This window comes from Liquorilactobacillus satsumensis DSM 16230 = JCM 12392 (assembly GCF_001435195.1).
Taxonomy (GTDB): Bacteria; Bacillota; Bacilli; order Lactobacillales; family Lactobacillaceae; genus Liquorilactobacillus; species Liquorilactobacillus satsumensis.
This window is the reverse complement of the sequence record NZ_AZFQ01000053.1, coordinates 247486-272219: the sequence shown is the minus strand read 5'-3', so window position 1 is coordinate 272219 and position 24734 is coordinate 247486. Positions and strand designations below refer to the sequence as shown.

Below are 24734 nucleotides of genomic sequence, written 5' to 3'. Positions count from 1 at the left end.
TATGTTCGCAATTTCGAGTTAGTACTCAAATTTTCCCGACTTATGTCACACTCTCTTTATTTATACCGCTGCAGCGCACTTTTAACTATTAAGCTCTGAGTGATAATTTACTAAGCTACCTGCTTTTTTACCATGGACGTAAGATAAAAGCAGCTCCAAAAAAGCTGATGATGAGAAAAAAGCACAAGCCCCATTGCCAGCGTGGCAAGCGGTCAGTAAAGGTAGTGCTGCGAGGATAGCCTTCTGAAAAGCCTTGGGAAGTCATTGCTTCAGCTAAATCGCCAGACCAATTAAGTGCCACAATGATTACACGCAGGTAAAGCGATGGTTGCCATGGGTAGTAATTTTTACCACGCATGCGGGCCGAATATTGAATCCGTTTGAATTGCAGCCGAATCCGCTCTAAAAGGTTAAAGGAGGCTAATAGGCCGTACACGAATGTCGCAGAAAGCTTGAGGTGCAGTGAGAGGCTTAATAGCAGTTCTTTAACTGAAACAGTGAGGGTAACTGCTGTTCCTAAGGTTAAGTACGCGTAGACACGAGTTCCATAGATCCAGGCATTGTGCCAGCGATCTCCGGTGCCAAACACGAGAAATGACCACCAACTTCCTAGAGCCAATGGAAATGCAATCAGGAATGTAAGGAGTAAAAGTCTGAAAGAAACGCGGCAATATATGAGATAACTCAGCCCACAGATGCAGACAACGATATTCAAGATTACACTCTGTGAAAAGGTGAGCTGTAATCCGATTCCTAGCATAATAAGAGCGAGAATAGTAGCATTTAGTCTTTTTTTATTTTTCATCAGAGTCACCTGCAAGCTGGAGCGTTTGATTCGCAAAATGAAGTTCATAATCCATGAACTCAGTCACTCCAAGACGTTGATGTGAAATTATCAAGCCACTTAGTCCAAGTGTAGTGACTGTGTCTTTGATTAAAGTCAGCAGTGTGTGCAATGATTGTGCATCAAGACCCGCGAAAGGTTCGTCGAAAAGCAAGACAGGCTGGCCCATGATTAACATTGAAAGGACTTGCAGTTTTTTTTGCTGGCCGCCCGAAAGCTGGTAGCAGACGTGGTCTTTTAAATGAGCAAGTTGCAAAGCTGTGAGTGCAGCATTAATTCTAGTAACGGTCCAATATTGTGGCCACAATGTGTTTTTACGTGAGAGTTCAAGTTCTTCATTAACATGCAGCTTAATAAATTGATCGGTGCTATTTTGAAAAATATTTGCAACCGTTTTGGCCCACTTGCGCCTACGCACGCGTGCAGCATTTTTTCCGTGATAATAGATGGTACCAGTATACTTTTTTTGCTGACCTAGAGATGCAAAAAAAGTAGATTTTCCGACTCCGTTATCACCAGAAAGAAGGCCCAGCCGTCCTTGTGGCAGCCTGCAAGTACTATCTTTTAAGAGTAAGCGTTCTCCGGTTGCAAGCGAAAGCTTTTCCCACGAAAGCTGTCCTTGATTAAAAATCTGCGGGTCGGTAGTTACCTTTTTTTCGGTGGGAAGCGTCTGCAAGATACTCAAAGGCAATTTTTCAAGCCTAGAGGTCGGCGTTTTTAATTGATATACATGCTCAGCAATTCCAGCATACCCGGTTAACTCATGGTCAGAAAGCATGATTGTTTTATGCTGATTTTGTTGTAATTTAAGCAGCTCCTGTAATAACGTTGCTCTTCCATGAGCATCGACATTGGCAAAGGGTTCATCTAGCAGAATAATTTCACTGTCCATTGCTAGCACGGCTGCTAGTGCCACACGTTGCTGCTCGCCGCCAGAGAGTGTCAACAGCTCTCTTTTTTTGAAGGGAGTCAAGTTTAATTCCTCTAGGACCGCATTAATGCGTGTGGTAATCTGTTGTTGTGAAAATTGCAGATTTTCTAACACAAAAACAAGCTGTTCCTCCACAGTGCGCATGGCAAATTGCCTACTTGGGTTTTGAAAAAGCAGCGCAATTTTACGTGCACGTGCAAAAGGAACAACTGTGCTGACATCTTGGCCGTTTAGTAAGACTGCCCCGTTTGTTTTATAGCCACCGTATTGGGGATACAGACCCGCCATTAATTTGAAGAGCGTCGATTTACCGCTTCCAGAAGGCCCAACAAGCAAATTAAAACTGCCAGGTTCAAGCTTGAAATCTAAATTGTTAAAAAGTGCAGGTTGCTGCTGCGAATATGAAAAACTCAAAGCAGCGATCGTTAATTGTGTCATTTAGCTCATCAGTCCAGTTTTTTCAACTAATTGTTTAATCCAGTAAACTAGTACTCCCGCAAAGAAACCGATTGAGATAAAACGAATGACAAGGAGTGTCAGCAAGAGACTAACATGGTATGCACTGTAACCACTCTGAAACCAATCCCAGATAAAGGTCACAATTGTTGCTCCGATTGTTGAAAAGAGCAATCCGGTCTTATCCCAATTTTTATAGCCAGTGGCAGCAAAACCTAACTCATTACCAATTCCTTGAATAAATCCAGAGATCAAAGTTGCGGCACCCCAGCTTGAAAAAAGAAGCATTTCAACGGCTGCTGCAAGCAGTTCGCCGATTACAGTAGCCCCAATTTTTTTAAGCAAAATGCCTGCTAGTGGACCGGCCATAATCCAAACTCCCAAGGTCAGGTCATTTGCATAAGGCTTCAATGGTGTGGCCGCTAACGCATAATACGCGTAGCTCCAAACTTGATAAATAATTCCAAAGAAAATGGCAATGATAGCAAGAAAAATAACATCGCGTAATGACCATTTATTCTTTTTTCCAATAGTTTGCATGTTAAAGCTCTCCTTTTTTGATAAACAAAAAGGGTCGGTTTGGTATAAAAAAGCCACCATACTCAATGAGAATGATGGCAGCTTACGTTTGATCAAAAAGGTACTATTAATCATGTTAAGCTCCCTCCGCTGGCATTGTCCAGATCAGGTCGATGGGTAATTCTCAGCCAAAAGGCACCCCAGCTTGAATATCTTATTAATAACGATTTAAGTCTAGCAAAGATAGGCGGAAAAGTAAACCGTTATCATTATTTGGAAAAGGTCTGCTGTTAAAAGTAATCCAAGCGGTGGTTAAGTTAATAGGTTGAACGCTTGAACTTGTAGAATTAGTTGTCACTGAGCTTAAAGCTATCAGCATGATACAAGTTTGATAGCCAAAGGTGACGGGCCTTCTTTTTGATTAGTATTAAATGATAATTAGCGGTATAATACTAATGTAGTCTGCCGGCAGAGATTAGAGGTCTGTCGGCGCTTTTTGGATCAAGACTGCAGTGAAGGTTGTATCGGGGGTATTTTTAAGGAGGAGAGCTTATGAGTGAGGCACCAAAGAGCAGAGGAGCTAGGGACAAGCAAGTGATCGAGGTCAGCATCCTTGGAGAACCATTCAAAAAGAGTAGGCACGTTGCTTTTGTCTTTAACAGGCATCACTTTAAGGGAATTATTAAAAAACAGCTCAAAAACTCTGCAATCATTGATTTTGACAAAGAGTATAGTCAATCGAGTACTGCGCAAGAATTGAAACAAAAAGTTGTGATCAGTTATTCGAAGCTAAAGTTAGTTAAATAATAGATTAAAGGAAGATTATAGCAATGAAGAGTATCAGCCGAGCTTGGCTAAAGGTTCGTGAAAATACAACCCCAATTCAATTAATTGTGTGTGCGTATTTTGGGTTGATTATCATTACTTTTGCATTGTTAAGTCTTCCCTTTTTTCGCAATCCTGCGGGAGTTTCTTCCCCTTTGGATACATTTTTTATGGCGGTTTCAACGGTTAGTGTAACGGGGCTTACAACTGTCCCAATTAATGAAGTCTATAATAATTATGGCGTTGTTTTATTGGAAATTTTATTTCAGGTCGGTGGTTTAGGTGTCACGATGTTGGCAACGGTGGGGATGATCTTCACCAGACGGCGGATATCATTGCACCAACGACAGTTAATTCAGGTAGATATGAATCAGCCTAGGCTAAGTGGAACTGTCCGCTTGGTCTATTCTGTTTTTGGATTAATGATGGCTTTGCAACTATTTTTTGGAATTATTTTTGCAGGATATTTCTACCTAAAAAGTGATTTTTTAAATTTTAAAGAAGCACTTTTTGAGGGCTTCTATACATCTATTACTGCAGTGACCAATGCCGGGTTTGACATAACTGGTAGTTCGCTGCATCCATATCGCCATGATTACCTGTTTTTATTTTTTGTCATTGTATTGATTATTGTGGGTGGGATTGGCTTCCCAGTTTTAGCAGAATTGCGTGAATGGTTTTTATTTAGGTTTAATACCAAAAAAAGTGGAAGATTTCAGTTTTCCCTGTTTGTTAAACTCGCAGTTTTCTTTGCGGCACTCTTTTTTGTCTTAGGTGCGGTGCTCATCTTTCTAGCAGAACTGCAGGGAAAATTTGCAAGCCAACCACTGAGTGAAAAAGTTATGACGGCTTTATTCTATAGTGCCTCGACACGTAATGCCGGGTTGCAGTTGGATGCTTTGACTGATTTTCGTCCCGTAACATTGTTGCTTTTTTCATTGCTGATGTTCATTGGGGCAAGTCCCAGCTCAGTTGGCGGCGGAGTACGGACAACGACAATTGGGATTCTTTTATTGTATCTATATTCTTTTATTCGGGGAAGAAAGGATGTCAACATTTTTGGGCGGCGGATTGGGCATGACGATATTCAAAAAGCAGTTGTTGTGGTTAATCTTTCCTTGCTTTTGTGTGGCCTTGCAGTGTTGCTCCTTGCTGCAACAGAAAAGCAATCTTTGACAGCCTTGATTTTTGAAGTTGCGTCGGCTTTTGGAACAACGGGACTGTCTTTGGGAATTACCGGATCACTTAGTGTAGTGGGAAAGATTGTAATTATTGTATTGATGTTTATTGGGCGTGTTGGAATGTTGTATATGTTAATGTTGTTTATTTCTAAAAAGGAGCAGGAAGCTAATTATATGTATCCGGTAGAACAGGTTATTATCGGATAATGTTAACTTTAGAGAAGTGCTTTAAGAAAACAGCAAAAGTTAAAAAGTGTTAAAATGTTAATATTCGTTAATTAAGAGAGTGAAAGGCAGATGACGTTTTGCAATGCTTGATAAGATTTTTTACAAGAAGATGTTAAGTAAATCATTTAATATTCCCGTCAGAATTAATTACTGGGATGGAACAAGCGAGGAATACGGACAGGGTGAACCTGAGGTAACAATTACATTCAAAGAGGCAGTCCCCATAAAAGATCTCTTACGGAATGCTTCAATTGCTTTGGGGGAAGCTTATATGGATGGTAGAATCCAGATTGAAGGCTCAATTCAAAGACTGGTTAAATCAGCGTATGAAGCGCATGACAGTTTCTTCTACAACAGTAAATTAAAACATTTTTTGCCTAAACAATCTCATTCAGAGCGTCACAGCAAAGATGATGTGCAAAGCCATTATGATTTAGGAAATGAATTTTATCGGTTGTGGCTTGATCCCACGATGACCTATTCTTGTGCCTATTTTGAAAGTGAAAACGACACGCTTGAGCAAGCTCAGTTGAATAAGGTACATCATATTATTAAAAAACTCCATCCGCAACCCGGCAAGACGTTGTTAGACATTGGCTGTGGCTGGGGGACATTGATGCTGACTGCTGCAAAAGAATATGGATTAGATGTCTCAGGAATTACCTTAAGTGAGGAACAGTACAAATTCGTACAACAACGAATTAAGGATGAGGGACTCGAAGCTCATGCACACGTATATCTTGAAGATTATCGTGAGTTAAAGCACGGACCTTTTGACTATATTACGAGTGTCGGAATGTTTGAACATGTTGGTGAAGATAATCTGGAAACTTATTTCCAAACGGTAGCTGATTATCTCAGCGACGATGGAGTAGCGCTGATTCATGGCATTACAAGACAACAAGGTGGAGCCTATAATGGCTGGATCAATCAATACATTTTCCCAGGTGGATACATTCCAGGAATGACTGAGAATTTGGAACACATTGTAGCTGCCGGAATGCAGGTCTTTGATTTAGAGACTTTGCGGCGTCATTATCAACGCACACTAGAGATTTGGGAGCGAAATTTTAAGCAAAACATTGCTAAAATTTCAGAGAGCAAAGATCGTAAATTTATTCGCATGTGGGATCTGTATTTGCAAGCATGTGCAGCTTCTTTTGAAGCCGGGAATATTGACGTAATTCAGTATTTAATCTCTAAAGGACCAAGCGGCAAAAATCTGCCTAAAACGCGTGATTATATTTATACTAAGTAAAACAAAAAGCCTTAAGCAGGCAAGTAGCGACCAATAGCTCAAGACTGGGTAATTAAACGCTTAATGTGGAGCTTAAAAAATAAGACTAAGAGATTGGGGGCTTTGACAAAAGTTAAATTTTGTCAAAGTCCCTCTTTTATTCCGGATAAACGTGTTCCATAAGTCAAAATCTTCCGTCTGACTTTCCAATTACTCATAGCAAAGTACTCGCTATGTTCGTAATTTCGAGTTAGTACTCAAATTTTCCCGACTTATGTCACACTCTTTTTCTAGTTATTCTGCATAAACGTGTTCCATAAGTCAAAATTTTGCGAATAATTCCGCATGACGCATCGTCAAGACCAAAGTTTGGTTGCAAGTGCGAATTAAGCTGCAAATTTTACCGATATAACTTATTGTTTTCTTTTGCTGCGTTGAGTTATACTTTCTTACGTTTCTGGCGGTGATACCACCAAAACGCCAGAACTGCCACGAGCAAAACTATTAATAGTAGTAATTTGCCATAGCCTTCGATTGTTGTAACAATATGCGGCCAGGCATGTCCTGCAAGGCGGCCAACTAGAATCAACACAGTGTTCCAGATGAGGGTCCCTAAAGTTGAAAAGAGCAGAAACCGTCCAAGAGGATAGCCAGACATTCCGGCAGGAAGAGAAATTAAGCTGCGAATCAGGGGAATGAAGCGGCCAAAAAAGACAGCTTGCCCACCATGACGTTTGAAAAAAGCGGCTGCACGCGCTACGTCACTGGATTTTAAATGTAGCAATTTACCGGTTCTACCTGCGAGGAGTCTTTCAAGGCGTTTGGCAGAGAGTAGACGCCCAAGGGCATAGAGAACAAGTGCACCGATTACGGCACCAATCGTTGCAGCAATGATTGTTCCGATGACACTTAGCCGGCTTGAAAGCGTAATAAAACCTGAAAATGTGAGAATTACTTCTGAAGGAATCGGGGGAAAAATATTTTCAAGTGCAATTAAAGCGGCAATTCCAAAATAGCCATATTGATTGATGAGGTCGGTTAATGTCGCTGTATTCATCTTGTCCTCCTAAAGATTCGTTTTGCTAATTGTACCCAACTGGAGATAGAAGGGTCAAATATAATGGAAAAACTATCTGCTCCAGTTGAGAAATTAACTTTTTAATTACTAAAAAATGGTATAATATCATCTGATAGACACGAAAGCGGGGGATCGGTAAATGGGCAGGAAAGCATGGCTGATTGTTACTTTGATTATTGCAGTCATTTTCATTGGCTACGGTTATACAAAACATGTTGAAACTGCGCAGTATTATCGTGGGGCTTTTAATGCGGGTGAAAAAGCAATTGAAAGCTCTAAGTACATGCAAGCAGAGAATCATTTTCGTGATGCTTTGAAAAAAAAGCCCAACGATAAAGCAGCTAATGCACACTTGACCCAGGTCGTTAAATATCGTGCCGGCTTGAAATGGGTTAAAAAGGGAAGTTACACACGTGCACGGCAGCTGTTTCATGAGGTCACTCAAGTTGAGAATGGCTCACAAACACTGGTGAGAAGGGCGGCCTCTAACGAAACTGAGCTAAAGGAAGTTCTGCATGAACTTGACATTTTTGAAAAAAATTATCAACGAGCTAAGATTTTAGCGACTAATTATGAGTATACGGCTTCTAATACTAAATTAGCGGTTATCTTGGGCTACGGTAATATTGATCAGCATTATTATGATGAGATTCGAAAAAAAGCAAAGAAGCTGCAAAGCAGTAACGATCGAGTCTTAGCAGCACTGGGATATCATGTCACAGGAGCTGACAGTTCAAGCTCCGACACTGACGAAAATACACTTTTACCAAGAAGTCAGGGGACAACAAGTAGCGGAGTCACCTCGGCTGTTGGTAAAATCACTAAAAAACAGTTACAGCAAGCACGTCGGGATTTGGACCATGAAGGTGTTGATTCTAAAGCATTTACTGATCGGGATGTGCGCGAGGTCATTACTAGAGCACGGGAGCAAAATGTCAGTGTGCGTGAAATCGCCCGCGAATTCAAATAGGTATTGGTGGATGCATCGTTAATTGTATGCTGAAGCAGTGTTTAAAAAAAGAAAACAAATTTAGTTTGGATAATCTAAAAAATAAGGGGCTGGACCAAAAGTGAAATTTTAGTCTAGCTCCTTTACTTATTCCGGATAAACGTGTTCCATAAGTCAAAATTTTTCGTCTAACCTCGAATTACTCAAATTTTACCGACTTATGGCATACTCTCTTTGTTTGATTACAGAAAAATTATTCAGTCCAAGGCAGTTAGTTGGACACTGGTTGTCGGCATTGCGATTGCGTCTGCTGTATCTAAGTCTGTGAGTGCGCTACCAGCCATTTTCCTGCTTGTTTTTGCAATGTATGAGTTCTTTGACCAGCTCTGTTATAGTATACAAGTAATTTTGTTGCAGGCGAATATTGAAAACCGGTTTTCATTGCACCTGTTTGCTTGTCGAAATAATACCATTTGCCGTTAATCTTCTGACACCCATACTGCATCTGTCCCGCTGCATTAAAATAAGCAACTTTTTGGGTATCAGGGAGATAACGCAGACCGGTTTTTAGGGCTCCCGTTGTGTTATCAAAGAGGTACCACTGACCATCAATCTGGTGTGATCCGAACTGCATTTGTCCCTGTTTGTTAAAGTAGACAGTCTTTCTTTGAAGTTTAAGGTACTGAAATCCGGTTTGCATAACGCCACTGTGCTTATCAAAAAGATACAAGTGGCCACCAATTTTTTTGAGACCATACTGCAACTTTCCATTTTCATCAAGGTAGACAACCTGCTCAGGGGTAAGGGAATGAAAACCAGTTTGCATTATGCCGCTCTTCTTGTCGAAGAAATACCAATCATTACGCAACTTTCTCATCCCCCTTTGTAAGGAACCAGCTTGTGAAAAGTAATAGGTGGAATTGCCAATTTTTTGCAATCCAGTCAGTTGTTGCCCTTGTGAGTTATAATACTGAGTTGCACCTTGGGTTGTTTGCCAGCCACTTTGTTTTTGCCCGGTAAGGCCATTCAGTCGGTAAGTCTGATTAGCAATTTTAGCTTGAACGGCGTATGCGGGAACTTGACCGCTAATCGTGGTAATAAAACTTTCAATCTTTCCTGGAATAGTTAAGGCAGACCGCTTAGGCTTTTGAATTTGATAACCAGATGTGTTTTGGGCGTATTCTTCTTCGTTACTATTCAAGCTTTCAGCATTTTCCTCAGGAACAGCTTCTTCTTTGATAATTCTGGTTGTAATCCCATGGAACCAGTTGTTGTTGACAGTAAATCTGAAAAAAAGTTCAATGGTAGACTGTGCTTGCTGCAGTGCTGCGTTGATTTTTTGAGAACTGTCATGGATGGTCCAGGAATGATCGGACTTAAGCACACCCTTAGCGCGCATTTGATTAAGATAATCTACTTGGGTATTTTTAGTCACAACTTTATTTTCAATGACAGTTACCAAATTTTCGGCGACGGTTTCGGTCTGTTGTTGTGACGGCTTTTTTTCAGGTTCGGCTGTATTATTCAGCAAATTCCAAAAGCCTGTTGCAGGGATTGAATTTGTTGTAGCTTCATGTGTAGAGCTTGTAGAAGCAGCTGTATCAGGCGAGATCGCAGAGACGGCAGAAGCAGAAGAAACCTTTTTAACAGATTGGCTAACAGTATTTTCGGAGCTTGTTTTTGCTGAAGAAAGAGGGCTGCTGGCAACTGCTGTACTTTGAGGGATCACTGTGCTGGAACTTGTGCTCGTGATAGATGACGAGTTTGTAGCTGAACTGGTTGTGTCTTTAGTTGTCTTCTCCTTGGTACTACTAGTATCCGAACTGCTGGAGTTTGCACTTGAACTTGTACTTGAAGCATAAGTTGTATCTGCACTTGAGGTTTTAGCAGCATCACTTTTGGCCGAAGTAGCTGAATTAGAACTGACAGTACTAGTAGTCGTACTAGTTGTTTGTTTTGCTTGTTCGGCAGAATTTTTTGAAGTTGCAGAACTACTGGTTTCTGAAGTCGCAGTGCTAGTTGTTTGGGAATTTGAGTGTGAACTGCTGCTGATATCTGTTGCAGAGCTACTGTTTGTAGAACTTGAAAGGCTGTTGTTAGAACTTGTAGTTGAGTCGCTGACAAGGTCGGAATTATCAGCGTGAGCTCCTAAGTAAGCAGTAGCTAGCAAGAGAGAAAAAGCAGTTGCAAACAAAATTGAAGGACGTTCAACTCCTCTATGTCTGAGTGATTTCTTGCGGAACAACGGCATCAAATTAACTTCCCTTCTTACGTGCATTTTACTGAACACTGGACTTTAAGTTATGTTATTTGGCGTTTAAGTAAGATCATTTTGAGGGATTCCAAAACAGTTGCTTGGCAATTTTGAAATCAACTGGAGGGGATAGAAAAGACTGAAAAAACAATATTAAGGGTCATTACATAAAATTTTACACGTGAAATTCCACGTACTAGGATTATGACAGTTACTTAACTGCATGATAGCATAATGCGCTGTGAACGGGCAAATAACTTAACTGTTAATTAAAGAAGTGCCGACACCCTGCGTTTAGCTTCCGTAGACTAAGTCCAGCATTACAAAGTAACCTGGGTTTGGTTACACGTAATGCTGGCTTAGGCATTCAGAGAGTGCTGAGAGCAGTAATCGTTAAAATGTAAAATAAAAAAGGGCTGGACCAAAAGTGAAGTTTTAGTCTAGCTCTTTTAATTATTCCGGATAAACGTGGTCCATAAGTCAAAATTTTTCGTCTAACCTCGAATTACTCAAATTTTACCGACTTATGTCACACTCTCTGATTGTACGATCTTTAAAGAGTTTGGTTGAAGAACAAAAGCGTGCGGCTAGTTGGAGAAAGGCTAATCTTAGTTAATCCAGCATTTAAAGGTTCATTGAGACTGGTCAGATGATTGATGCCTAGGACAGCATTCAACATTAACTTGATAGTGAACCCATGGCTCGCAACTAGGAGTGTCTGTTGTGGATATGTTTGTGCAAGTTCAGTGAAGAAGCTGTCAAGCCGTGCAGTTACAGTTTGAAAATCTTCACCATGCGAAAGTTTTTCGGAACCAGGAAGCAGGTTGAATTGATCATCGAAAAATTCTGAGTATTTTCGATGGATATCGGCTTCAAGTTGCCCATCCCAGTCACCATAGTCAAATTCACGCAAGCGGGAATCGAAGATGGTTGTTGCATGCGGCGCAATGAGTTGAGCTGTTTGAGCCGCACGTAAAAGTGGACTAGCGAAGACCAGATCAAAGTGAATTGCGGTAGTGGCTGCCAATTTTTGACGGACTGTCAAAGCCTGTTGGCGGCCTTTAGCAGTCAACGGCGTGTCGATTTGACTACCTTGCAAGATTCCAGCAGCGTTTGCTTCGCTTTGACCGTGACGGATAATATAGAGAGTTGTCATGATGGACCTCCAGTAAAATTTCTGTTGTTTTTAGGATAAGCAATCCTTAGAGCAAAAGCAAATCCTTTTTTTCACAGCAGGTGTATCCTAAAAATAAATAATAAATTAGCTGGTAAATAATCACTTTTAGGAGGGGAACAAGATGCAAGAAATGAAAGCAATTTTTACAAGGATTGAAGAACAACTGAAAAAGCAACCTAGTGAGAGCCAGTTTTCTTTACCAGAATTATATGGTGAAGCGGACTGGCAGCAACTCTATATCGGCACACGTGTACAAGCAGGTAACCTTTTTCGCAGAGAAGTTCTCGCTGGACATTATCCAACGCTGCGATTATTGGCGACTAAAGATCGTAAGCAGCGAAGTTGTTATCGTAAAGTGTAAATTATAAGATCTTTTTCAAGATGCTTTAGACTGTTTGTTTTTTTCGTGTTATCCAGTAAATCAAGGTCATAACAATTAAGAAAACAAAACCAATCAATACCGAAATACGAGTTTCAGGATTAAGAAACATAAAGACTAATGTAACTAGTAAAGCAAGTAAGGCAAAATAGTTGCTGTAAGGATACAAGGGCAGTTTAAAGGGATGGTCTTGCAATTCAGCTTGATGCAACTTTCTGAACTTCAGTTGACTTAGCAAAATAACGAACCAAGGAACCATTCCGGGAAGAACGCTGGAACTATAGACGAAAACAAAAATGTTAGAGCTACTTTTAATAAAAAACGGTAGAATCTCGTTGAGGAGCATCCCGCAAAAGATACCAATCGAAATTGTCAAAACCGGCAAAATCGGGACTCCATGACGTGATAATTTGACGAATTTATCCGAGATTTCTTTTTTGAGTCCGAGACTGTAGAGCATGCGACTAGAACTGAAAATTCCAGAATTGCAACCAGACATTGCTGCAGTTACCAGGACAAAATTAATGATGCTGGCAGCGGCTGTAATTCCAACACGCGCAAAGGTTTCAACAAAGGGCGAACCAACTTGCGCTAATTGATTCCAAGGATAAATTGTAACAATCACAAAAATTGCTCCGATATAGAAGATTAAAATCCGTGCAACAATTGATTTAATAGATTTAACAATGGTAGTTTGAGGGTCCCGAGCTTCACCCGCAGTGATCCCAATAACTTCTATCCCTTGATAGGATGCGATCACAATTGAAAGTGAAAAGACAAATCCCTTAAAACCACCAGTAAAGAAACCGCCGTGAGACCAAAGATTTGCAAAACCTAATGGATGACCATGATTTCCAACCCCTAAAAGAATTACTAAGGCCCCAAGGATCAGCATAAAAATAATGGTAACAACTTTGATCAATGAAAACCAAGATTCAAGTTCTCCATAAGCCCTGACAGAGACAAGATTAGCAATACAGAGGGTCACGACAATAACTGTTCCGGAAATCCACCCAGGAATTCCAGGCCACCAATAATTTAGATATTGACCGACTGCGATAACTTCACTGATTCCCACAACTAGATACTGAAAAATATTACTCCAGGCCGTCAGATAACCTGCAAGCGGATGGATATATTCTGTAGCAAATTTAGCAAACGAAGCGGTGCTGGGATCAACATAGAGCATTTCCCCTAGGGCGCGCATTACCAGATACAAAATCAGGCCGGCAAGAGCATATGCAAGTAGGACAGATGGGCCTGTCCACTTAATTGTGGCAGTTGACCCCATGAAAAGTCCGACACCAATAGTTCCACCAAGGGCAATCATCTGCATGTGTCGCGACGATAGCCCGCGGTTTAATTTTCTTTTTTGTTTCAACTTCACTTTCTCCCTTCGAAATCAGACAAGTAGCAATTAAAGAAATAAAAAAGCGTCCCTGAATTTTTAAATTCAGGGGCGCTTGTAGCGTGGTACCACCCATTTTTAATCAACATACTCGATTACACTTTAAATTAATAACGATTCTCACCGACAACCATTTCGTTTTGTTAAACTACTCAAATTGCACTTGAAAGTAGTATGCTTGAATAATTTATAGCCGGTTTACACCAACCCCAGCCTCTCTTAAAAAATAACTTCAAACACGTGTCTTTCTCTTTGTTTATTCTCTCATCATAAATGAAAATTATGGGCATTTCAAGGTAATCAGCAAATATTTTTGAATTGGCGCAGTTTGACACCTTCAGCCAACTTTGTGAAAGAAGCAGGCGAGTGCGTTGCTAACTAGTTTGGCTGGGTCAATTTTTAGGGTTAGTGAAGGCCTTCCCATTTCCATGCTTCAACTTCAGGCAAATCAGTGCCTTCATCGCGAATATATTGGTGATGTTTAGCAATCACAGCATCCATTTTTGCGATGAGCTGACCATATTTCTCGGCAGCAGGTAAGCTAAGAATGATTGACTTAACAAGGTCAAAGCGATCCATTTGATTTAAGACACGCATGTCAAATGGTGTAGTAATATCACCATTTTCACGGTAGCCGTGAACGTGTAGGTTATGATTATGGCGGTCAAAGAAGAGGTCGCGAATCAAACCTTCATATCCATGAAAAGCAAAGATCACAGGTTTGTCTTTAGTAAAGAAAGCGTCGAATTCTGGATCACTCAAACCACGTGGATCATATTTTTGGCTGCGGAGTTTCAACAGATCAACGACATTAATAAAGCGGATTTTCAACTCTGGCGCAGCCTGGTGTAATAATTGAATTGCGGCTAAGCTCTCTAAGTTGGGTTCTGTTCCTGCGGCCGCTAAGACAACATCAGGCTCTTCATGTTGGTCACTTGAAGCCCAATCAATGATTTTTAGACCATTATCAACTAATTCTTTTGCTTCTGCAGCTGAATAGAATTGTTGCCGTGGGTGTTTTGAACTCACAATCAAGTTGATCTTTTGGCGGTCATTAAGCACTTTGTCAGCAACTGCAAGCAGCGTGTTAGCATCAGCAGGTAAATATTCGCGGATGAACGCCGGTTTTTTGTCGGCTAAGTGTCCCAAAATACCAGGATCTTGGTGAGTATAACCGTTATGATCTTGCTGAAAAACAGTTGAAGAAGCAATTAAGTTCAAAGAAGGAATGTCGCTGCGCCAAGGCTGGTCAGTTGCTTTACGCAACCACTTGAAATGTTGTGTCAGCATTGAATCAACCACGCGCAAGAAAGCTTCGTAACTGGCAAAGATACCATGTCTGCCGGTTAAGACATAGCCTTCAAGCCAGCCTTCATCTTGATGTTCAGAAAGCTGAGAATCAATCACTCTTCCTGCACTTGCAAGGAATTCATCATTCGGTTCTTTGATCTGCTCAAGCCATTGGCGTTTTGTCGCCTCAAAAATCGGTGCAAGTCGATTTGACATTGTCTCATCTGGTCCGAATAAACGGAAGTTCTTATTCGACTCGTTTAGCTCGATCACATCTTTAAGGTACTTGCCCAAGACAGTCATATCCTGTGCAAAGACTTTTCCGCGTTGAGCTACATCGACTGCATATTTACGATAATCAGGCAGGATTAGATCTTTAATCAGCTTGCCGGGGTTAGTATGCGGATTTGCAGCCATACGCTGTTCACCAGTCGGGGCGATTGCAGCAATTTCAGGTTTTAAAGCACCCGCTGCAGTGAAAAGTTCTTCTGGATGGTAACTCTTCAGCCACGCGACTAATGCAGAAGCGTGTTGCATGTCATTTTGATCGACTGGAATTGGAATCTGGTGAGCGCGGAATGAATTTTCAATGGGTTCGTGATCCCATTCTTTAGGACCGGTCCAGCCTTTAGGAGCTCGGAAAATGATTAACGGCCACTGTGGTAGCGTAGGGTCGTTATTTTGACGTGCATGGGTCTGAATAGCCTTGATTTCCTCAATTGCTTGATCCATGGCTGCAGCCATCTGTGGGTGCAGCTTTGCCGGGTCGTCTCCTGCAACAAACAGCGGGTGCCAGCCCATACCTTCAAAATATTTCTGCAATTCTGCATCACTTTGACGTGACAAGAGTGTAGGATTAGAAATTTTAAAACCGTTAAGATTTAAAATTGGCAAAGCAGCGCCATCATTAATTGGATTAATAAATTTATTGGATTGCCAAGAAGTTGCAAGCGGGCCGGTTTCTGCTTCTCCATCGCCAACAACGACCGCTGAAATGAGATCAGGATTGTCGAAAATAGCGCCAACACCATGCGAAAGAGAATAACCAAGTTCGCCACCTTCGTGAATCGAACCAGGGGTCTCAGGAGCAGCATGGGAAGCCACCCCACCTGGGAAAGAAAAACGCTTAAATAGTTTTTTCATTCCTGCGGCATCTTGTGTAATCTCGGGGTAAATTTCAGTATAACTACCGTCAAGATAAGAATTCGAAACCATTACTTGACCACCGTGTCCTGGACCTTCAACGTACAGCATATTTAAGTTGTACTTATTGATAACACGATTCAAGTGGGCATAGATGAAATTTTGACCAGCAATTGTGCCCCAATGACCGATTGGTTTAACTTTAACATCACTGGATTTTAAAGGACGAGTCAATAGGGGATTGTCTTTTAGATACAATTGACCAACAGAAACATAGTTGGCTGCACGCCAGAAGGCATCAAGCTTTTCAAGGTATGCGGGTGAATTGTAATCTACTGTATTTGTAGCCATAATATTAAGCTCCTTTAATTGGGTTTACCTGTAATTGAACGACATAGTCTACACTATTAATAATAAGGATTATCTACTAAAAATCAACTTTTTTATTTTCTGGACCGGACCAATTTTTAAAGAAAAAAACAGGATCCTTTTTATTATACAATGGACAAGTTTATGCAGCCTCGGTGGCGGATTTAATTCACACTGACGAAGGAATTGAATTTTAAATATTTATAATGGAATCGCATGTGTGAAAATTCAAATGGAGTCCCATCATCTAAGAAAAAGATACCCTCCATCACACCGGTGGGTTCGTTAGGCTCGAGCTTTAAAAGTTCCTGATCTTTTTTGGTAGAGGGTTCTGCAAAAACTGAAAGGAACGATTTTGTGACTGCTTGGTGATGGACTTCTTGCAGATAATTGAAGATTGATTTTTTGATAATGGAACGCGTCAATTCTGGAACAATCTTGATCGGAATAAAGCCGGTTTCAATCATGAAGGGTTTCTTTTCAAAGAGACGCAACCGAACGATTTGATAGACAAAGTCATCTGGCAGTAAAAAGAGATCTCGGCGTAATTCAGCTGTTGGTTTAATCACTTCAAAGGTCAGGACTTTTGTTTTGGGCCGTTTGCCGTTCATTTTGAAATTATCGGTCACACCTAAATTGGAGCTTTCTTCATAATTAAAAACAGATTCATTCTTTAAATAAAGCGGATTAATAAAGGTTCCTGCACCACGCTTTCTGAAGATCATGCCATCATTAGCCATGCGATTCAGCGCTCTTTTAACAGAACTGCGACTGACTTTGTAGCTTTCGCTGAGTGAACGTTCATCTGGTAGCCGAAGATCTGGGTAACTCCCAGCGAAGATTTTATGTTTCAAATCGGAAATAATCTGTTTATATACTAGCTCTGACATACGCATACCCCTCATTAATTTCTAAATTCTAGTTAAGCACAATTTTAAAAAATACACAATAAAATAAGGGAACAGCCTGCGGTGAGTCTTTGAATTAGCTTTAAATTCTATATAATCTATTACAATTAACAATTATTTGACAAAAAGAGCGCAATAACTGTTAAAATATGGTGGTTGATGCAGCAGATTTTTGTATTATTGATTTTAGTGCAAAAACTTGATAGTTGGAATCTGTTAATCCAGATGCTGCAGCACAAAGCTAATGAAACGGTGTTTGGAGATTGTTTTTCAAATACAAGTTCACATCTCAGGAGGAATGAGAATGTCAATTTTAGTTCTTGGAGGAGCTGGATACATAGGCTCTCATACAGTTGATCGTTTGGTTGAAAAAGGAACAGAGGTTGTCGTAGTCGACAGCTTGGTAACAGGTCACCGCGCAGCTGTTAATAAAAATGCAAAGTTTTATCAAGGAGACATTGCCGATCAAGATTTTATGCGGAAGGTTTTTGCTGAAAATCCAGCGATTGACGCTGTGATTCATTTTGCGGCATTTTCATTGGTAGCCGAATCTATGAAGAAACCTTTGAAGTATTTTGATAACAATACTGGTGGTATGATCAAGTTGTTGGAAGTCATGAGTGAAGTTGGAGTTAAACGCATTGTCTTTTCTTCTACCGCAGCTACTTATGGTATTCCAGAAACAATGCCGATTAAAGAAACTGATCCGCAAAAGCCAATTAATCCTTATGGTGAAAGCAAGCTTGCAATGGAAAAAATTATGCATTGGACAGATCTTGCTAATGGCATTAAATTTGTTGCTTTACGCTACTTTAACGTTGCTGGTGCAAAGCCGGATGGCAGTATTGGCGAGGATCATAACCCTGAGACACATTTATTGCCGATTGTTTTGCAAGTTGCCACAGGCCAGCGTGAGAAATTGCAGATTTTCGGCGATGACTACAATACACCGGATGGAACCAATGTACGCGATTATGTTCATCCCTTTGATCTCGCAGATGCACATATTTTAGCTGTTAATTATCTGCGCGAAGGTCATGAAAGTACAGCCTTTAACTTAGGGTCATCCACTGGCTTTTCTAATATGGAGATCTTAAAAGCGGCACGTGAGGTCACTGGAAAAGAGATTCCAGCAGTGATTGCTCCACGCCGAGGCGGCGATCCAGATACTTTGATTGCAGCTTCTGATAAAGCACGCCAGATCTTAGGCTGGAAACCGCAATTTGATGATATCCATAAGATCATTGAAACTGCTTGGAAATGGCACGAAACACATCCCAATGGTTTTGACGAAAAATAATAAAAAAAGGTGTTCGAAATAAGGTACACTGTAAAAACAGAAATCAGCAAAGCTTTTTGCGCTGGTTTCTGTTTTTTTGTTGCATGCTTAATGCTTAGTAGGAATACGTTCACAAACTAACCGAAAAATAACTGATTCAATTGTTTGAAAAGTCAGATGGGGAGAACTATACTCAGTTCGAGTAAACGATTACATAAAACGCACTCATTTAGGTGTCATAGATTTATTGTAGATTGAACATAGGGAGATGTTTGTTGTGAAGGCTGCAAGAATTTACGGAAAAGAAGATGTTCGGATCGAGAATGTAGCACTTTCCGAACCGCAGGATGATCAGGTACAAATTAAGGTTAAGTATTGTGGAATTTGTGGCAGTGATCTACACGCTTATTTAGAGGGATGGGGGTTACCAACTATTCCGCATCCATTAACCGGCAAGACAGTACCGATTACACTTGGTCATGAATTTGCTGGCACAGTGGTTAAGGTCGGTGATCGAGTGAAGGATCTTAAGGTAGGCGATGCAGTTGCGGTGGAGCCACTGATTGCATGTGGAAAATGCGAGAATTGCCGCAAGGGGTTTTATAATTTTTGCAATAATGCAAGGGCAAAAGATGGTGCCGGCAATTTCCTTGGCTTTTCAGATGATGGCGGGTTTGCCGAGTATGCTAACGTAGATGAATTTTTTGCCCATAAAATGCCACAAGGTTTAGCTTATGAATTAGGAGCACTTGCTGAGCCCACTGCTGTAGTGTTTGAAGCAATCAAGAAAAGCAGCTTGCGTGCAGGTGAGGACGTTGTGGTGGAAGGCGCCGGCCCAATTGGCTTATTGACGGCGGTGTTAGCGAAATTGGCAGGTGCTAACCATGTTTTTGTGATTGATGTTTCAGAAGTGCGTTTGAATAAGGCCAAAGAATTGGGGCTGAAACGAATTTTGAATCCTAATCAGGTTGATGTTTCAAAGGAAGTTCGGAAAGAATGTCCCAATGGGGTCGATGTTTCGTTTGAGGCAGCCGGAGTTCAAGCAACCTTTGAAAATGCATTGAAGCTGACAAAGCGGACTGGCACGCTGCAGATTGTTGCGCTCTTTGGCAAACCGCTTAAAGTTGACATGACAAACGATGTTATTATGCAAGGAGTCGATATCGTGACTACATTATGCTACAACAATTCGTATCCTGAAGTACTAGGGATTCTTAATAATCATCGTGAACTTTTTAGCAAAATTGTTACCAAAAAAATTCCATTAGCGGCAGTCGTAGAAAAGGGAATTAAGGCGTTAGCGACTGAAAAAGATCAGGTGAAAATTTTGGTATCGCCTGAAGTCTAGAGGTAGAAATGAAAAAATGCTGCCAGTTGGTGAGATTTTTCAAAAACTAAGGGCAAAACTGATTGCGCTGGACAGTATTTGCTTGCTAGAAGCGTTAATTTAGAGAGTGCAAAATAAAATTAAAGAGCTTGAGAGTGTGACATAAGGCGGGAAAATTTGAGTGCTAACCCGAAATTACGAACATAGCGAGTACTTTGCTATGAGTAATTCGAAGTTAGACGGAGAATTTTGACTTATGGAACATGTTTATCCAGAATAAAAGAGGAGAGTGCGACATAAGTCGGGAAAATTTTGAGTGCTAACTCGAAATTACGAACATAGCGAGTACTTTGCTATGAGTAATTCGAAGTTAGACGGAGAATTTTGGCTTATGGAACACGTTTATCCGGAACAAAAGAGGGGCTGTGACAAAATTTAACTTCTGTCACAGCCCCGCTCTGTTTACGTTTAGCTAAAAATTGCGCATAGTCACAGTCCGCCTATTTTGCAATTTAGTGCTAGTGCTCAAGGCCTCCCGGTGGTTTGTCGGCACTTTTTATTAACGTGCTCCAAAAGGCAGCCCTTTATGCTTAGCTTAGGTAACAACGGTAACAAGCGCAGTTACCCTCGTTACCTGTCGCTAATCTTCAAGGCCTCCCGCCTTTTTGCGCACTTCTTATTAACGTGCTCCAATCACCAGCCTTTTGTGCCTAACCTCAAATTACGCATAGACACAGCCCGTCTATTTTGCAATTTGTTGTTAGTGCTCAAAGGCTCCCAGTGAGTGTCGCACTTCTTATTAACGTGCTCCAATCAGCAACCGCCGATGCCTAAGCCTGCCTTACGCGTAACCAAAAGCGGGTTACTTTGTAAGTCAGGACTTAGTCTATGGCGGCTGAACGCTGGGTGTCAGCACTTCTTTCATAACGTGCTCCCCCAGCAACCTCTAATGCCTAAGCCTGCCTTACGCGTAACCAAAAGCGGGTTACTTTGTAATTTAGGTCTTAGTCTACGAAGGTTGAACACTGGGTGTCGGCACTTCTATTTCTTTTTCGATTATACTGAATCCCCCACTGCTCTAAAGAAGCAACCACAGGACGTAAAGTTTGTCCAAATTCCGTTAAAGTATAATCAGTCCTGAGCGGTATTTCCGAAAAAATAGTTTTCTTGATGATTCCATCATCTTCTAGCTCCCGTAACTGTAAGGCAAGCATTCTACGTGAACAATCTGCGATCGCTGAATGCAACTCACCAAAATGGCAAAGCCTTTGCTTGAAGAGGTGATACAGAATCACACTTTTCCACTTGCCAGAAATAATTTGCAAGGTACTCTCCACAGGACAACCTGCCTGGCAACCATAGACCTGTCTTTTCTTCATTATGATCTTCTCCTCTAAAAGTAATTCAACTATAGATTATACCTCTAATTAAAAACGTGATAGCAATAAAACTCTGCTAGTAACATTTTTTTCACGATTGCAGGATTATTAAGAAGGGCTACTATAACTGTATAGATTAACAGGGAGGAATTTGAATGAAGAAGACAATGAAGGTCATCGGTTTCAAGGAACATTTGCCATTAACTGCAGCAAACAGTCTCCAAGAATTTGAAGTACCGCGGCCACAGGTTCAAGAACATGATTTATTAGTGGAGGTTGCCGCAGTGTCAGTTAATCCCGTCGATGTTGGGGTCCGCCGCACTGGACATGGTGTTTTGCAAAAACCAAAAGTACTTGGCTGGGATGCCGTCGGAATTGTTAAGGAGATTGGTAGTGCCGTCACGCTTTTCAAACCGGGAGAACGTGTTTTTTATGCTGGCTCGTTTAAACGTCCTGGAAGTAACAGTGAGTATCAAGTGGTTGATGAACGTATCGTGGGACATGCACCTGAGAAGTTGACTGATGCTCAAGCTGCAGCAGTTCCACTTACTTCTTTAACAGCGTGGGAAGCGTTATTTGAACAGTTGGAGATTGCACAAGGACCAGCGAAAGAACGGACAAAAACAATTTTGATTATTAATGGGGCTGGTGGAGTAGGTTCCATTGCAACTCAGTTAGCTGATTGGGCAGGCCTAAAAGTAATTGCCAGTGCTTCTCGGCGTGAGACTATCCGTTGGGTTAAACAGCATGGCGCGCAACAAACTGTTAATCATCGCAAGAATTTAGTCACAGAAGTTAGAAATCTAGGTTATCAATATGTTGATTATATTTTGGGACTTAGCGATCTTGATGGTCATTGGGCTGAAATTGCAGCATTGATTAAACCCAGCGGCAGAATTGCAGCAATCACTGAAAATAAACGACCACTTGATCTAAAAAAATTAACTAAAAAACGTGCGAAATTTGCGTGGGAGTGGATGTACACAAAGTCATATTATCAAACACCTGACATGCTTAGTCAGCATGTGATCCTTGAAAAAATGGCTGCACTTTTAGATCAGGGAATCATTAAAAGTACAGTGACACAAGAGCTTTCACCCTTTAATGTTGCCAACTTAAAAAGGGCACATGAATTAGTTGAGTCCAACCATATGATGGGTAAGGTAGTAATCTGTAAGCAATAAGCATAAGTTGATAAAACCACGCTGCTGTTTGAAATGAGGCTGACAGTTAGAGCTATTTTTCAGTTTGAACTGTCAGGAATAAGGATACAGCCAAAAAATCCCGCCTAAACTTTGACAACCTGTCTAAGCTTGGCGGGACTTCAAGAATTAGGGGATTTTTATTCCAGAAAAATTTGGTAAACTCTGCGTTGATCGTGGGGATCATCATTTAGATAGACAATTCCCGCGTAAGTAAAACCGGCTTTTTCAATAATGTGCTGCATTCTTGTATTCTCAGCATGGGTGTCAATGCGCAATTCACGAAATCCTAGACGAAATGCTTCACTAAACAGATTACTGAAGAAAAAATCACTGAGATGTTGACCGCGATATTGAGGTGCAACAGTGATCCGGTGAATTGTGGCATATTTACCGGTTGGATTAGTAGGTGAAGTCTGCCATTTGCCCGCGTATATTTTATGATAATCCGGTTCAGCAGTCTGAAGCAAGGTGGCCGTTCCTGAGATTTTTCCAGCGGCAAGCAGTAGATACGTGCTTTGATTGCTAATATCAGTTGTGATAGTCTCACTTGCAGGATAGTTTCCCTGCCATTGCGGAATACCATCAGCAGCTAGCAGCTTTTTACCTGAGTTAATCAAAGCAGTGATGCTATCCACGTCTTGTAAGCGTGCCTGTCTAATGAAGAGCGTTGTCATTGTTTTTCCTTCTTTCTGTTAAGTAATGCCGCTTGTTGGTTAAGCTGAGCGACGGTCTTTTCCTTTTGCCCAAGTCCCCCGGAAAGTCTTGTGACAGTTTTTCCTAATTGCTGGAAGCAGGCATAGGTGAGCGGCAGTAGTTGCTTGCCCTTTTCAGAAAGAGCAAGGTCAATTTTACGCCAACCATTTTTTTTGGTGATTAAGCCGTCAGCGGCCATTTTTTTAATAAAACGTGACATCGTGGAGGGGGCAATTCCCATTTTAGCAGCAAGTTCATGCAATGTGAGTGGACCAATTTCAGCTAGTGTCATTAAGATATAGTTATAGCTGGGACTGAGGCCGGTGGGCTTATAAGCTGCAATTGCTAGTCTTTCAGTTTCTCGTGCGAGGCGATTGCTGGCAAAATATAAGCAGTTTTCGATTGCTAAAGTCATCGACATGGCTCCTTTCATCAGGTTGAGGGTAATGTGGTTAAAAGAGCATCAAAAACAGAATCTAACTTTCCTTGAATAAATAAAGCGGGTTCTTGCTGCAGCCGGAGAGGCTGATCATTGATGACTACAATGTTAGCAGCGGTCTCAGGAAAATTGTGATGAAGTTGAGTTCCGCAAATAATTACTAAATCAGCATTTTTGAGGAGGGCTCTGCCTGCCGCTACACGTTTTTTGAACGCAACCATATTACGTAACACGAAAACAGGCAGGATTAGCGAACCGTCAAATGGACAATGCGGAATAGGATGCTCTACTAGGTATTCTAACCCAAAAGAATGATGATGTGCGACACAAAAATTTTCATTAATACTGCCCCAATATTCGAGAACTTTTTTTGAACCTGCCAGTGTGTGTAGGTAGTCCAGATTAAATGTGATGATTCCGGTTATGAGACCTGCTTTTTCCAAGTGAGCAAGGGCTAAGTGGCTGCTACTTGGCAAAGCTTGCGGCCGAAAATGGGTTTTGCGATACATGCGATAAAACTCCTGCGGGTGGGATTGCGCATATCGATTAGTTAATAACTTTAAAATTGGTGCATGAAACTCAGAATCAGTTAGGGCGATTTTATTCATCGCTGCTAGTCCTGGATATCCGCAGGTAGTTGAGATCCCTGCCCCAGTAACTAGGATTGTCCGCTGGGCTTGTTCAAGCAGAGTAGTTAATTTTTTTAGTGCAATTAGCATAATAACCCTCCTCCTAAAAAGTTGACAAGCATGATTTATAGAAATACTATGTATATACATAGTACAGTGCTATGTTATTAAATTAAACTACAAAAGAAGGAATAATTTATGTTTTTGACGGTTACACCTGCTGCTAAAAAGAAATTGAAAAAATATCTTTCACAAAACAACCTGCATTTTTTACTGAGCTTTGATGATGGGGTTGGTCTTTACTCTAAAGTGCAGGCGACTTGTAGTCTTGAAATCAACTTCGAGTTAATTGTCGTCAACCGAACTGCTGATTTAACTGACTTTGATACCACACTTGAGACAAACGTTGGTCCGTTTTTAATAAAAGGATACTCAAAAGAATTTTTGGATGAAAAGAGCAGATTAGATGTTGATAAATTCGGTGCATTGTTGCTTGCGGGGAATTACACAGGGATAATTGCTAGTAATGTTACGTTCATTGATCTATCGGCTGAAAAGCAAAGACCTCTTACTAAAATGGAGAAAATGGACGAAATTGCAAACTAAA

22 protein-coding genes, 1 riboswitch and 1 other annotated feature are annotated in these 24734 nt (G+C 41.0%); of the genes, 9 read left to right on the top strand and 13 right to left on the bottom strand.

The window, feature by feature from the left end:
• Window positions 1–127 precede the first annotated feature (127 nt).
• From FD50_RS10910 to FD50_RS10900, 3 genes are read right to left on the bottom strand one after another with little or no spacing between them, the layout of a single operon-like run.
• Window positions 128–805 (bottom strand): energy-coupling factor transporter transmembrane component T family protein, encoded by a 678-nt coding sequence (locus FD50_RS10910; RefSeq protein ID WP_056961668.1) that lies wholly within the window; start codon window positions 803–805, stop codon window positions 128–130.
• Window positions 795–2213 carry an ATP-binding cassette domain-containing protein gene (locus FD50_RS10905; RefSeq protein ID WP_056961666.1) on the bottom strand — a complete coding sequence of 473 codons (1419 nt, stop codon included), beginning with the start codon at window positions 2211–2213 and terminating at the stop codon, window positions 795–797. Before FD50_RS10905 ends, FD50_RS10910 begins: the two co-directional genes overlap by 11 nt.
• The gene (locus tag FD50_RS10900) at window positions 2214–2771 is read right to left on the bottom strand and encodes an ECF transporter S component (protein WP_056961664.1); all 558 of its coding nucleotides are present in this window, start codon (window positions 2769–2771) and stop codon (window positions 2214–2216) included.
• A 104-nt stretch (window positions 2772–2875) separates the two neighbouring features.
• A riboswitch (TPP riboswitch) is annotated at window positions 2876–2963 on the bottom strand.
• Window positions 2964–3302: 339 nt separating this feature from the next.
• On the opposite strand from FD50_RS10900, the gene FD50_RS10895 reads away from it, so the two are divergent.
• From FD50_RS10895 to FD50_RS10885, 3 genes are all read left to right on the top strand, one after another.
• Window positions 3303–3557, top strand: a complete 255-nt coding sequence (locus FD50_RS10895) for a hypothetical protein (RefSeq protein WP_054757724.1) — start codon at window positions 3303–3305, stop codon at window positions 3555–3557.
• Between the two features lie 23 nt (window positions 3558–3580).
• Window positions 3581–4963 carry a TrkH family potassium uptake protein gene (locus tag FD50_RS10890; protein WP_056961662.1) on the top strand — a complete coding sequence of 461 codons (1383 nt, stop codon included), beginning with the start codon at window positions 3581–3583 and terminating at the stop codon, window positions 4961–4963.
• 103 nt (window positions 4964–5066) lie between these two features.
• Window positions 5067–6242: an SAM-dependent methyltransferase gene (locus FD50_RS10885; protein WP_056961660.1), complete on the top strand. Its 1176-nt coding sequence runs from the start codon at window positions 5067–5069 to the stop codon at window positions 6240–6242.
• A gap of 418 nt (window positions 6243–6660) precedes the next feature.
• On the opposite strand, the gene FD50_RS10880 is transcribed toward FD50_RS10885, so the two are convergent.
• Window positions 6661–7278, bottom strand: coding sequence for a DedA family protein (locus FD50_RS10880; protein WP_054757725.1), 618 nt, complete (start codon window positions 7276–7278; stop codon window positions 6661–6663).
• A 160-nt stretch (window positions 7279–7438) separates the two neighbouring features.
• Here FD50_RS10880 and FD50_RS10875 point away from each other — a divergent pair, with 160 nt between their 5' ends.
• The gene (locus FD50_RS10875) at window positions 7439–8269 is read left to right on the top strand and encodes a hypothetical protein (protein ID WP_056961657.1); all 831 of its coding nucleotides are present in this window, start codon (window positions 7439–7441) and stop codon (window positions 8267–8269) included.
• Between the two features lie 295 nt (window positions 8270–8564).
• Here FD50_RS10875 and FD50_RS10870 read toward each other — a convergent pair whose 3' ends face one another.
• Window positions 8565–10499 (bottom strand): N-acetylmuramoyl-L-alanine amidase family protein, encoded by a 1935-nt coding sequence (locus FD50_RS10870; protein ID WP_056961656.1) that lies wholly within the window; start codon window positions 10497–10499, stop codon window positions 8565–8567.
• A gap of 556 nt (window positions 10500–11055) precedes the next feature.
• Window positions 11056–11658 (bottom strand): histidine phosphatase family protein, encoded by a 603-nt coding sequence (locus FD50_RS10865; protein ID WP_054757728.1) that lies wholly within the window; start codon window positions 11656–11658, stop codon window positions 11056–11058.
• Window positions 11659–11800: 142 nt separating this feature from the next.
• On the opposite strand from FD50_RS10865, the gene FD50_RS10860 reads away from it, so the two are divergent.
• Window positions 11801–12040, top strand: coding sequence for a DUF1413 domain-containing protein (locus tag FD50_RS10860; RefSeq protein WP_054757729.1), 240 nt, complete (start codon window positions 11801–11803; stop codon window positions 12038–12040).
• 25 nt (window positions 12041–12065) lie between these two features.
• Here FD50_RS10860 and FD50_RS10855 read toward each other — a convergent pair whose 3' ends face one another.
• From FD50_RS10855 to FD50_RS10845, 3 genes are all read right to left on the bottom strand, one after another.
• Complete coding sequence (locus tag FD50_RS10855; protein ID WP_056961696.1) at window positions 12066–13394, bottom strand: amino acid permease; 1329 nt, start codon at window positions 13392–13394, stop codon at window positions 12066–12068.
• Window positions 13395–13510: 116 nt separating this feature from the next.
• Window positions 13511–13728 (bottom strand) — a binding site (T-box leader).
• Window positions 13729–13871: 143 nt separating this feature from the next.
• Window positions 13872–16250 (bottom strand): phosphoketolase family protein, encoded by a 2379-nt coding sequence (locus FD50_RS10850; RefSeq protein ID WP_056961653.1) that lies wholly within the window; start codon window positions 16248–16250, stop codon window positions 13872–13874.
• A gap of 182 nt (window positions 16251–16432) precedes the next feature.
• Window positions 16433–17158, bottom strand: coding sequence for a GntR family transcriptional regulator (locus FD50_RS10845; protein ID WP_054757730.1), 726 nt, complete (start codon window positions 17156–17158; stop codon window positions 16433–16435).
• Window positions 17159–17480: 322 nt separating this feature from the next.
• On the opposite strand from FD50_RS10845, the gene galE reads away from it, so the two are divergent.
• Complete coding sequence (gene galE / locus FD50_RS10840) at window positions 17481–18476, top strand: UDP-glucose 4-epimerase GalE (protein ID WP_054757731.1); 996 nt, start codon at window positions 17481–17483, stop codon at window positions 18474–18476.
• A gap of 256 nt (window positions 18477–18732) precedes the next feature.
• Window positions 18733–19803, top strand: coding sequence for a 2,3-butanediol dehydrogenase (locus FD50_RS10835; RefSeq protein ID WP_056961651.1), 1071 nt, complete (start codon window positions 18733–18735; stop codon window positions 19801–19803).
• Between the two features lie 983 nt (window positions 19804–20786).
• On the opposite strand, the gene FD50_RS10830 is transcribed toward FD50_RS10835, so the two are convergent.
• Entirely contained in the window at window positions 20787–21161 is a 375-nt protein-coding gene (locus FD50_RS10830) for a winged helix-turn-helix transcriptional regulator (protein ID WP_056961649.1), read from the bottom strand.
• Window positions 21162–21328: 167 nt separating this feature from the next.
• Between FD50_RS10830 and FD50_RS10825 the strand changes: the two genes are divergently transcribed.
• Window positions 21329–22345: a zinc-binding alcohol dehydrogenase family protein gene (locus FD50_RS10825; RefSeq protein ID WP_056961694.1), complete on the top strand. Its 1017-nt coding sequence runs from the start codon at window positions 21329–21331 to the stop codon at window positions 22343–22345.
• Between the two features lie 158 nt (window positions 22346–22503).
• Here the strand turns inward: FD50_RS10825 and FD50_RS10820 are convergent, their stop codons facing one another.
• From FD50_RS10820 to FD50_RS10810, 3 genes are read right to left on the bottom strand one after another with little or no spacing between them, the layout of a single operon-like run.
• On the bottom strand, window positions 22504–23040 hold the full coding sequence (locus tag FD50_RS10820) for a GNAT family N-acetyltransferase (RefSeq protein WP_056961647.1): 537 nt from the start codon (window positions 23038–23040) through the stop codon (window positions 22504–22506).
• Complete coding sequence (locus FD50_RS10815; RefSeq protein WP_056961645.1) at window positions 23037–23474, bottom strand: MarR family winged helix-turn-helix transcriptional regulator; 438 nt, start codon at window positions 23472–23474, stop codon at window positions 23037–23039. The genes FD50_RS10820 and FD50_RS10815 overlap by 4 nt, the downstream gene beginning before the upstream one ends.
• Before the next feature lie 17 nt (window positions 23475–23491).
• Entirely contained in the window at window positions 23492–24217 is a 726-nt protein-coding gene (locus FD50_RS10810; RefSeq protein ID WP_056961643.1) for an SIR2 family NAD-dependent protein deacylase, read from the bottom strand.
• 108 nt (window positions 24218–24325) lie between these two features.
• On the opposite strand from FD50_RS10810, the gene FD50_RS10805 reads away from it, so the two are divergent.
• Window positions 24326–24733 (top strand): iron-sulfur cluster biosynthesis family protein, encoded by a 408-nt coding sequence (locus FD50_RS10805; protein ID WP_056961641.1) that lies wholly within the window; start codon window positions 24326–24328, stop codon window positions 24731–24733.
• Window position 24734 lies beyond the last annotated feature (1 nt).

Bases quoted from the DNA above. Each gene is read 5' to 3' on its own strand.
- FD50_RS10910 (WP_056961668.1), bottom strand. From the start codon at position 805: ATGAAAAATAAAAAAAGACTAAATGCTACTATTCTCGCTCTTATTATG.
- FD50_RS10905 (WP_056961666.1), bottom strand. From the start codon at position 2,213: ATGACACAATTAACGATCGCTGCTTTGAGTTTTTCATATTCGCAGCAG.
- FD50_RS10900 (WP_056961664.1), bottom strand. From the start codon at position 2,771: ATGCAAACTATTGGAAAAAAGAATAAATGGTCATTACGCGATGTTATT.
- FD50_RS10895 (WP_054757724.1), top strand. From the start codon at position 3,303: ATGAGTGAGGCACCAAAGAGCAGAGGAGCTAGGGACAAGCAAGTGATC.
- FD50_RS10890 (WP_056961662.1), top strand. From the start codon at position 3,581: ATGAAGAGTATCAGCCGAGCTTGGCTAAAGGTTCGTGAAAATACAACC.
- FD50_RS10885 (WP_056961660.1), top strand. From the start codon at position 5,067: ATGCTTGATAAGATTTTTTACAAGAAGATGTTAAGTAAATCATTTAAT.
- FD50_RS10880 (WP_054757725.1), bottom strand. From the start codon at position 7,278: ATGAATACAGCGACATTAACCGACCTCATCAATCAATATGGCTATTTT.
- FD50_RS10875 (WP_056961657.1), top strand. From the start codon at position 7,439: ATGGGCAGGAAAGCATGGCTGATTGTTACTTTGATTATTGCAGTCATT.
- FD50_RS10870 (WP_056961656.1), bottom strand. From the start codon at position 10,499: ATGCCGTTGTTCCGCAAGAAATCACTCAGACATAGAGGAGTTGAACGT.
- FD50_RS10865 (WP_054757728.1), bottom strand. From the start codon at position 11,658: ATGACAACTCTCTATATTATCCGTCACGGTCAAAGCGAAGCAAACGCT.
- FD50_RS10860 (WP_054757729.1), top strand. From the start codon at position 11,801: ATGCAAGAAATGAAAGCAATTTTTACAAGGATTGAAGAACAACTGAAA.
- FD50_RS10855 (WP_056961696.1), bottom strand. From the start codon at position 13,394: ATGCAGATGATTGCCCTTGGTGGAACTATTGGTGTCGGACTTTTCATG.
- FD50_RS10850 (WP_056961653.1), bottom strand. From the start codon at position 16,250: ATGGCTACAAATACAGTAGATTACAATTCACCCGCATACCTTGAAAAG.
- FD50_RS10845 (WP_054757730.1), bottom strand. From the start codon at position 17,158: ATGTCAGAGCTAGTATATAAACAGATTATTTCCGATTTGAAACATAAA.
- galE (WP_054757731.1), top strand. From the start codon at position 17,481: ATGTCAATTTTAGTTCTTGGAGGAGCTGGATACATAGGCTCTCATACA.
- FD50_RS10830 (WP_056961649.1), bottom strand. From the start codon at position 21,161: ATGAAGAAAAGACAGGTCTATGGTTGCCAGGCAGGTTGTCCTGTGGAG.
- FD50_RS10825 (WP_056961694.1), top strand. From the start codon at position 21,329: ATGAAGGTCATCGGTTTCAAGGAACATTTGCCATTAACTGCAGCAAAC.
- FD50_RS10820 (WP_056961647.1), bottom strand. From the start codon at position 23,040: ATGACAACGCTCTTCATTAGACAGGCACGCTTACAAGACGTGGATAGC.
- FD50_RS10815 (WP_056961645.1), bottom strand. From the start codon at position 23,474: ATGACTTTAGCAATCGAAAACTGCTTATATTTTGCCAGCAATCGCCTC.
- FD50_RS10810 (WP_056961643.1), bottom strand. From the start codon at position 24,217: ATGCTAATTGCACTAAAAAAATTAACTACTCTGCTTGAACAAGCCCAG.
- FD50_RS10805 (WP_056961641.1), top strand. From the start codon at position 24,326: ATGTTTTTGACGGTTACACCTGCTGCTAAAAAGAAATTGAAAAAATAT.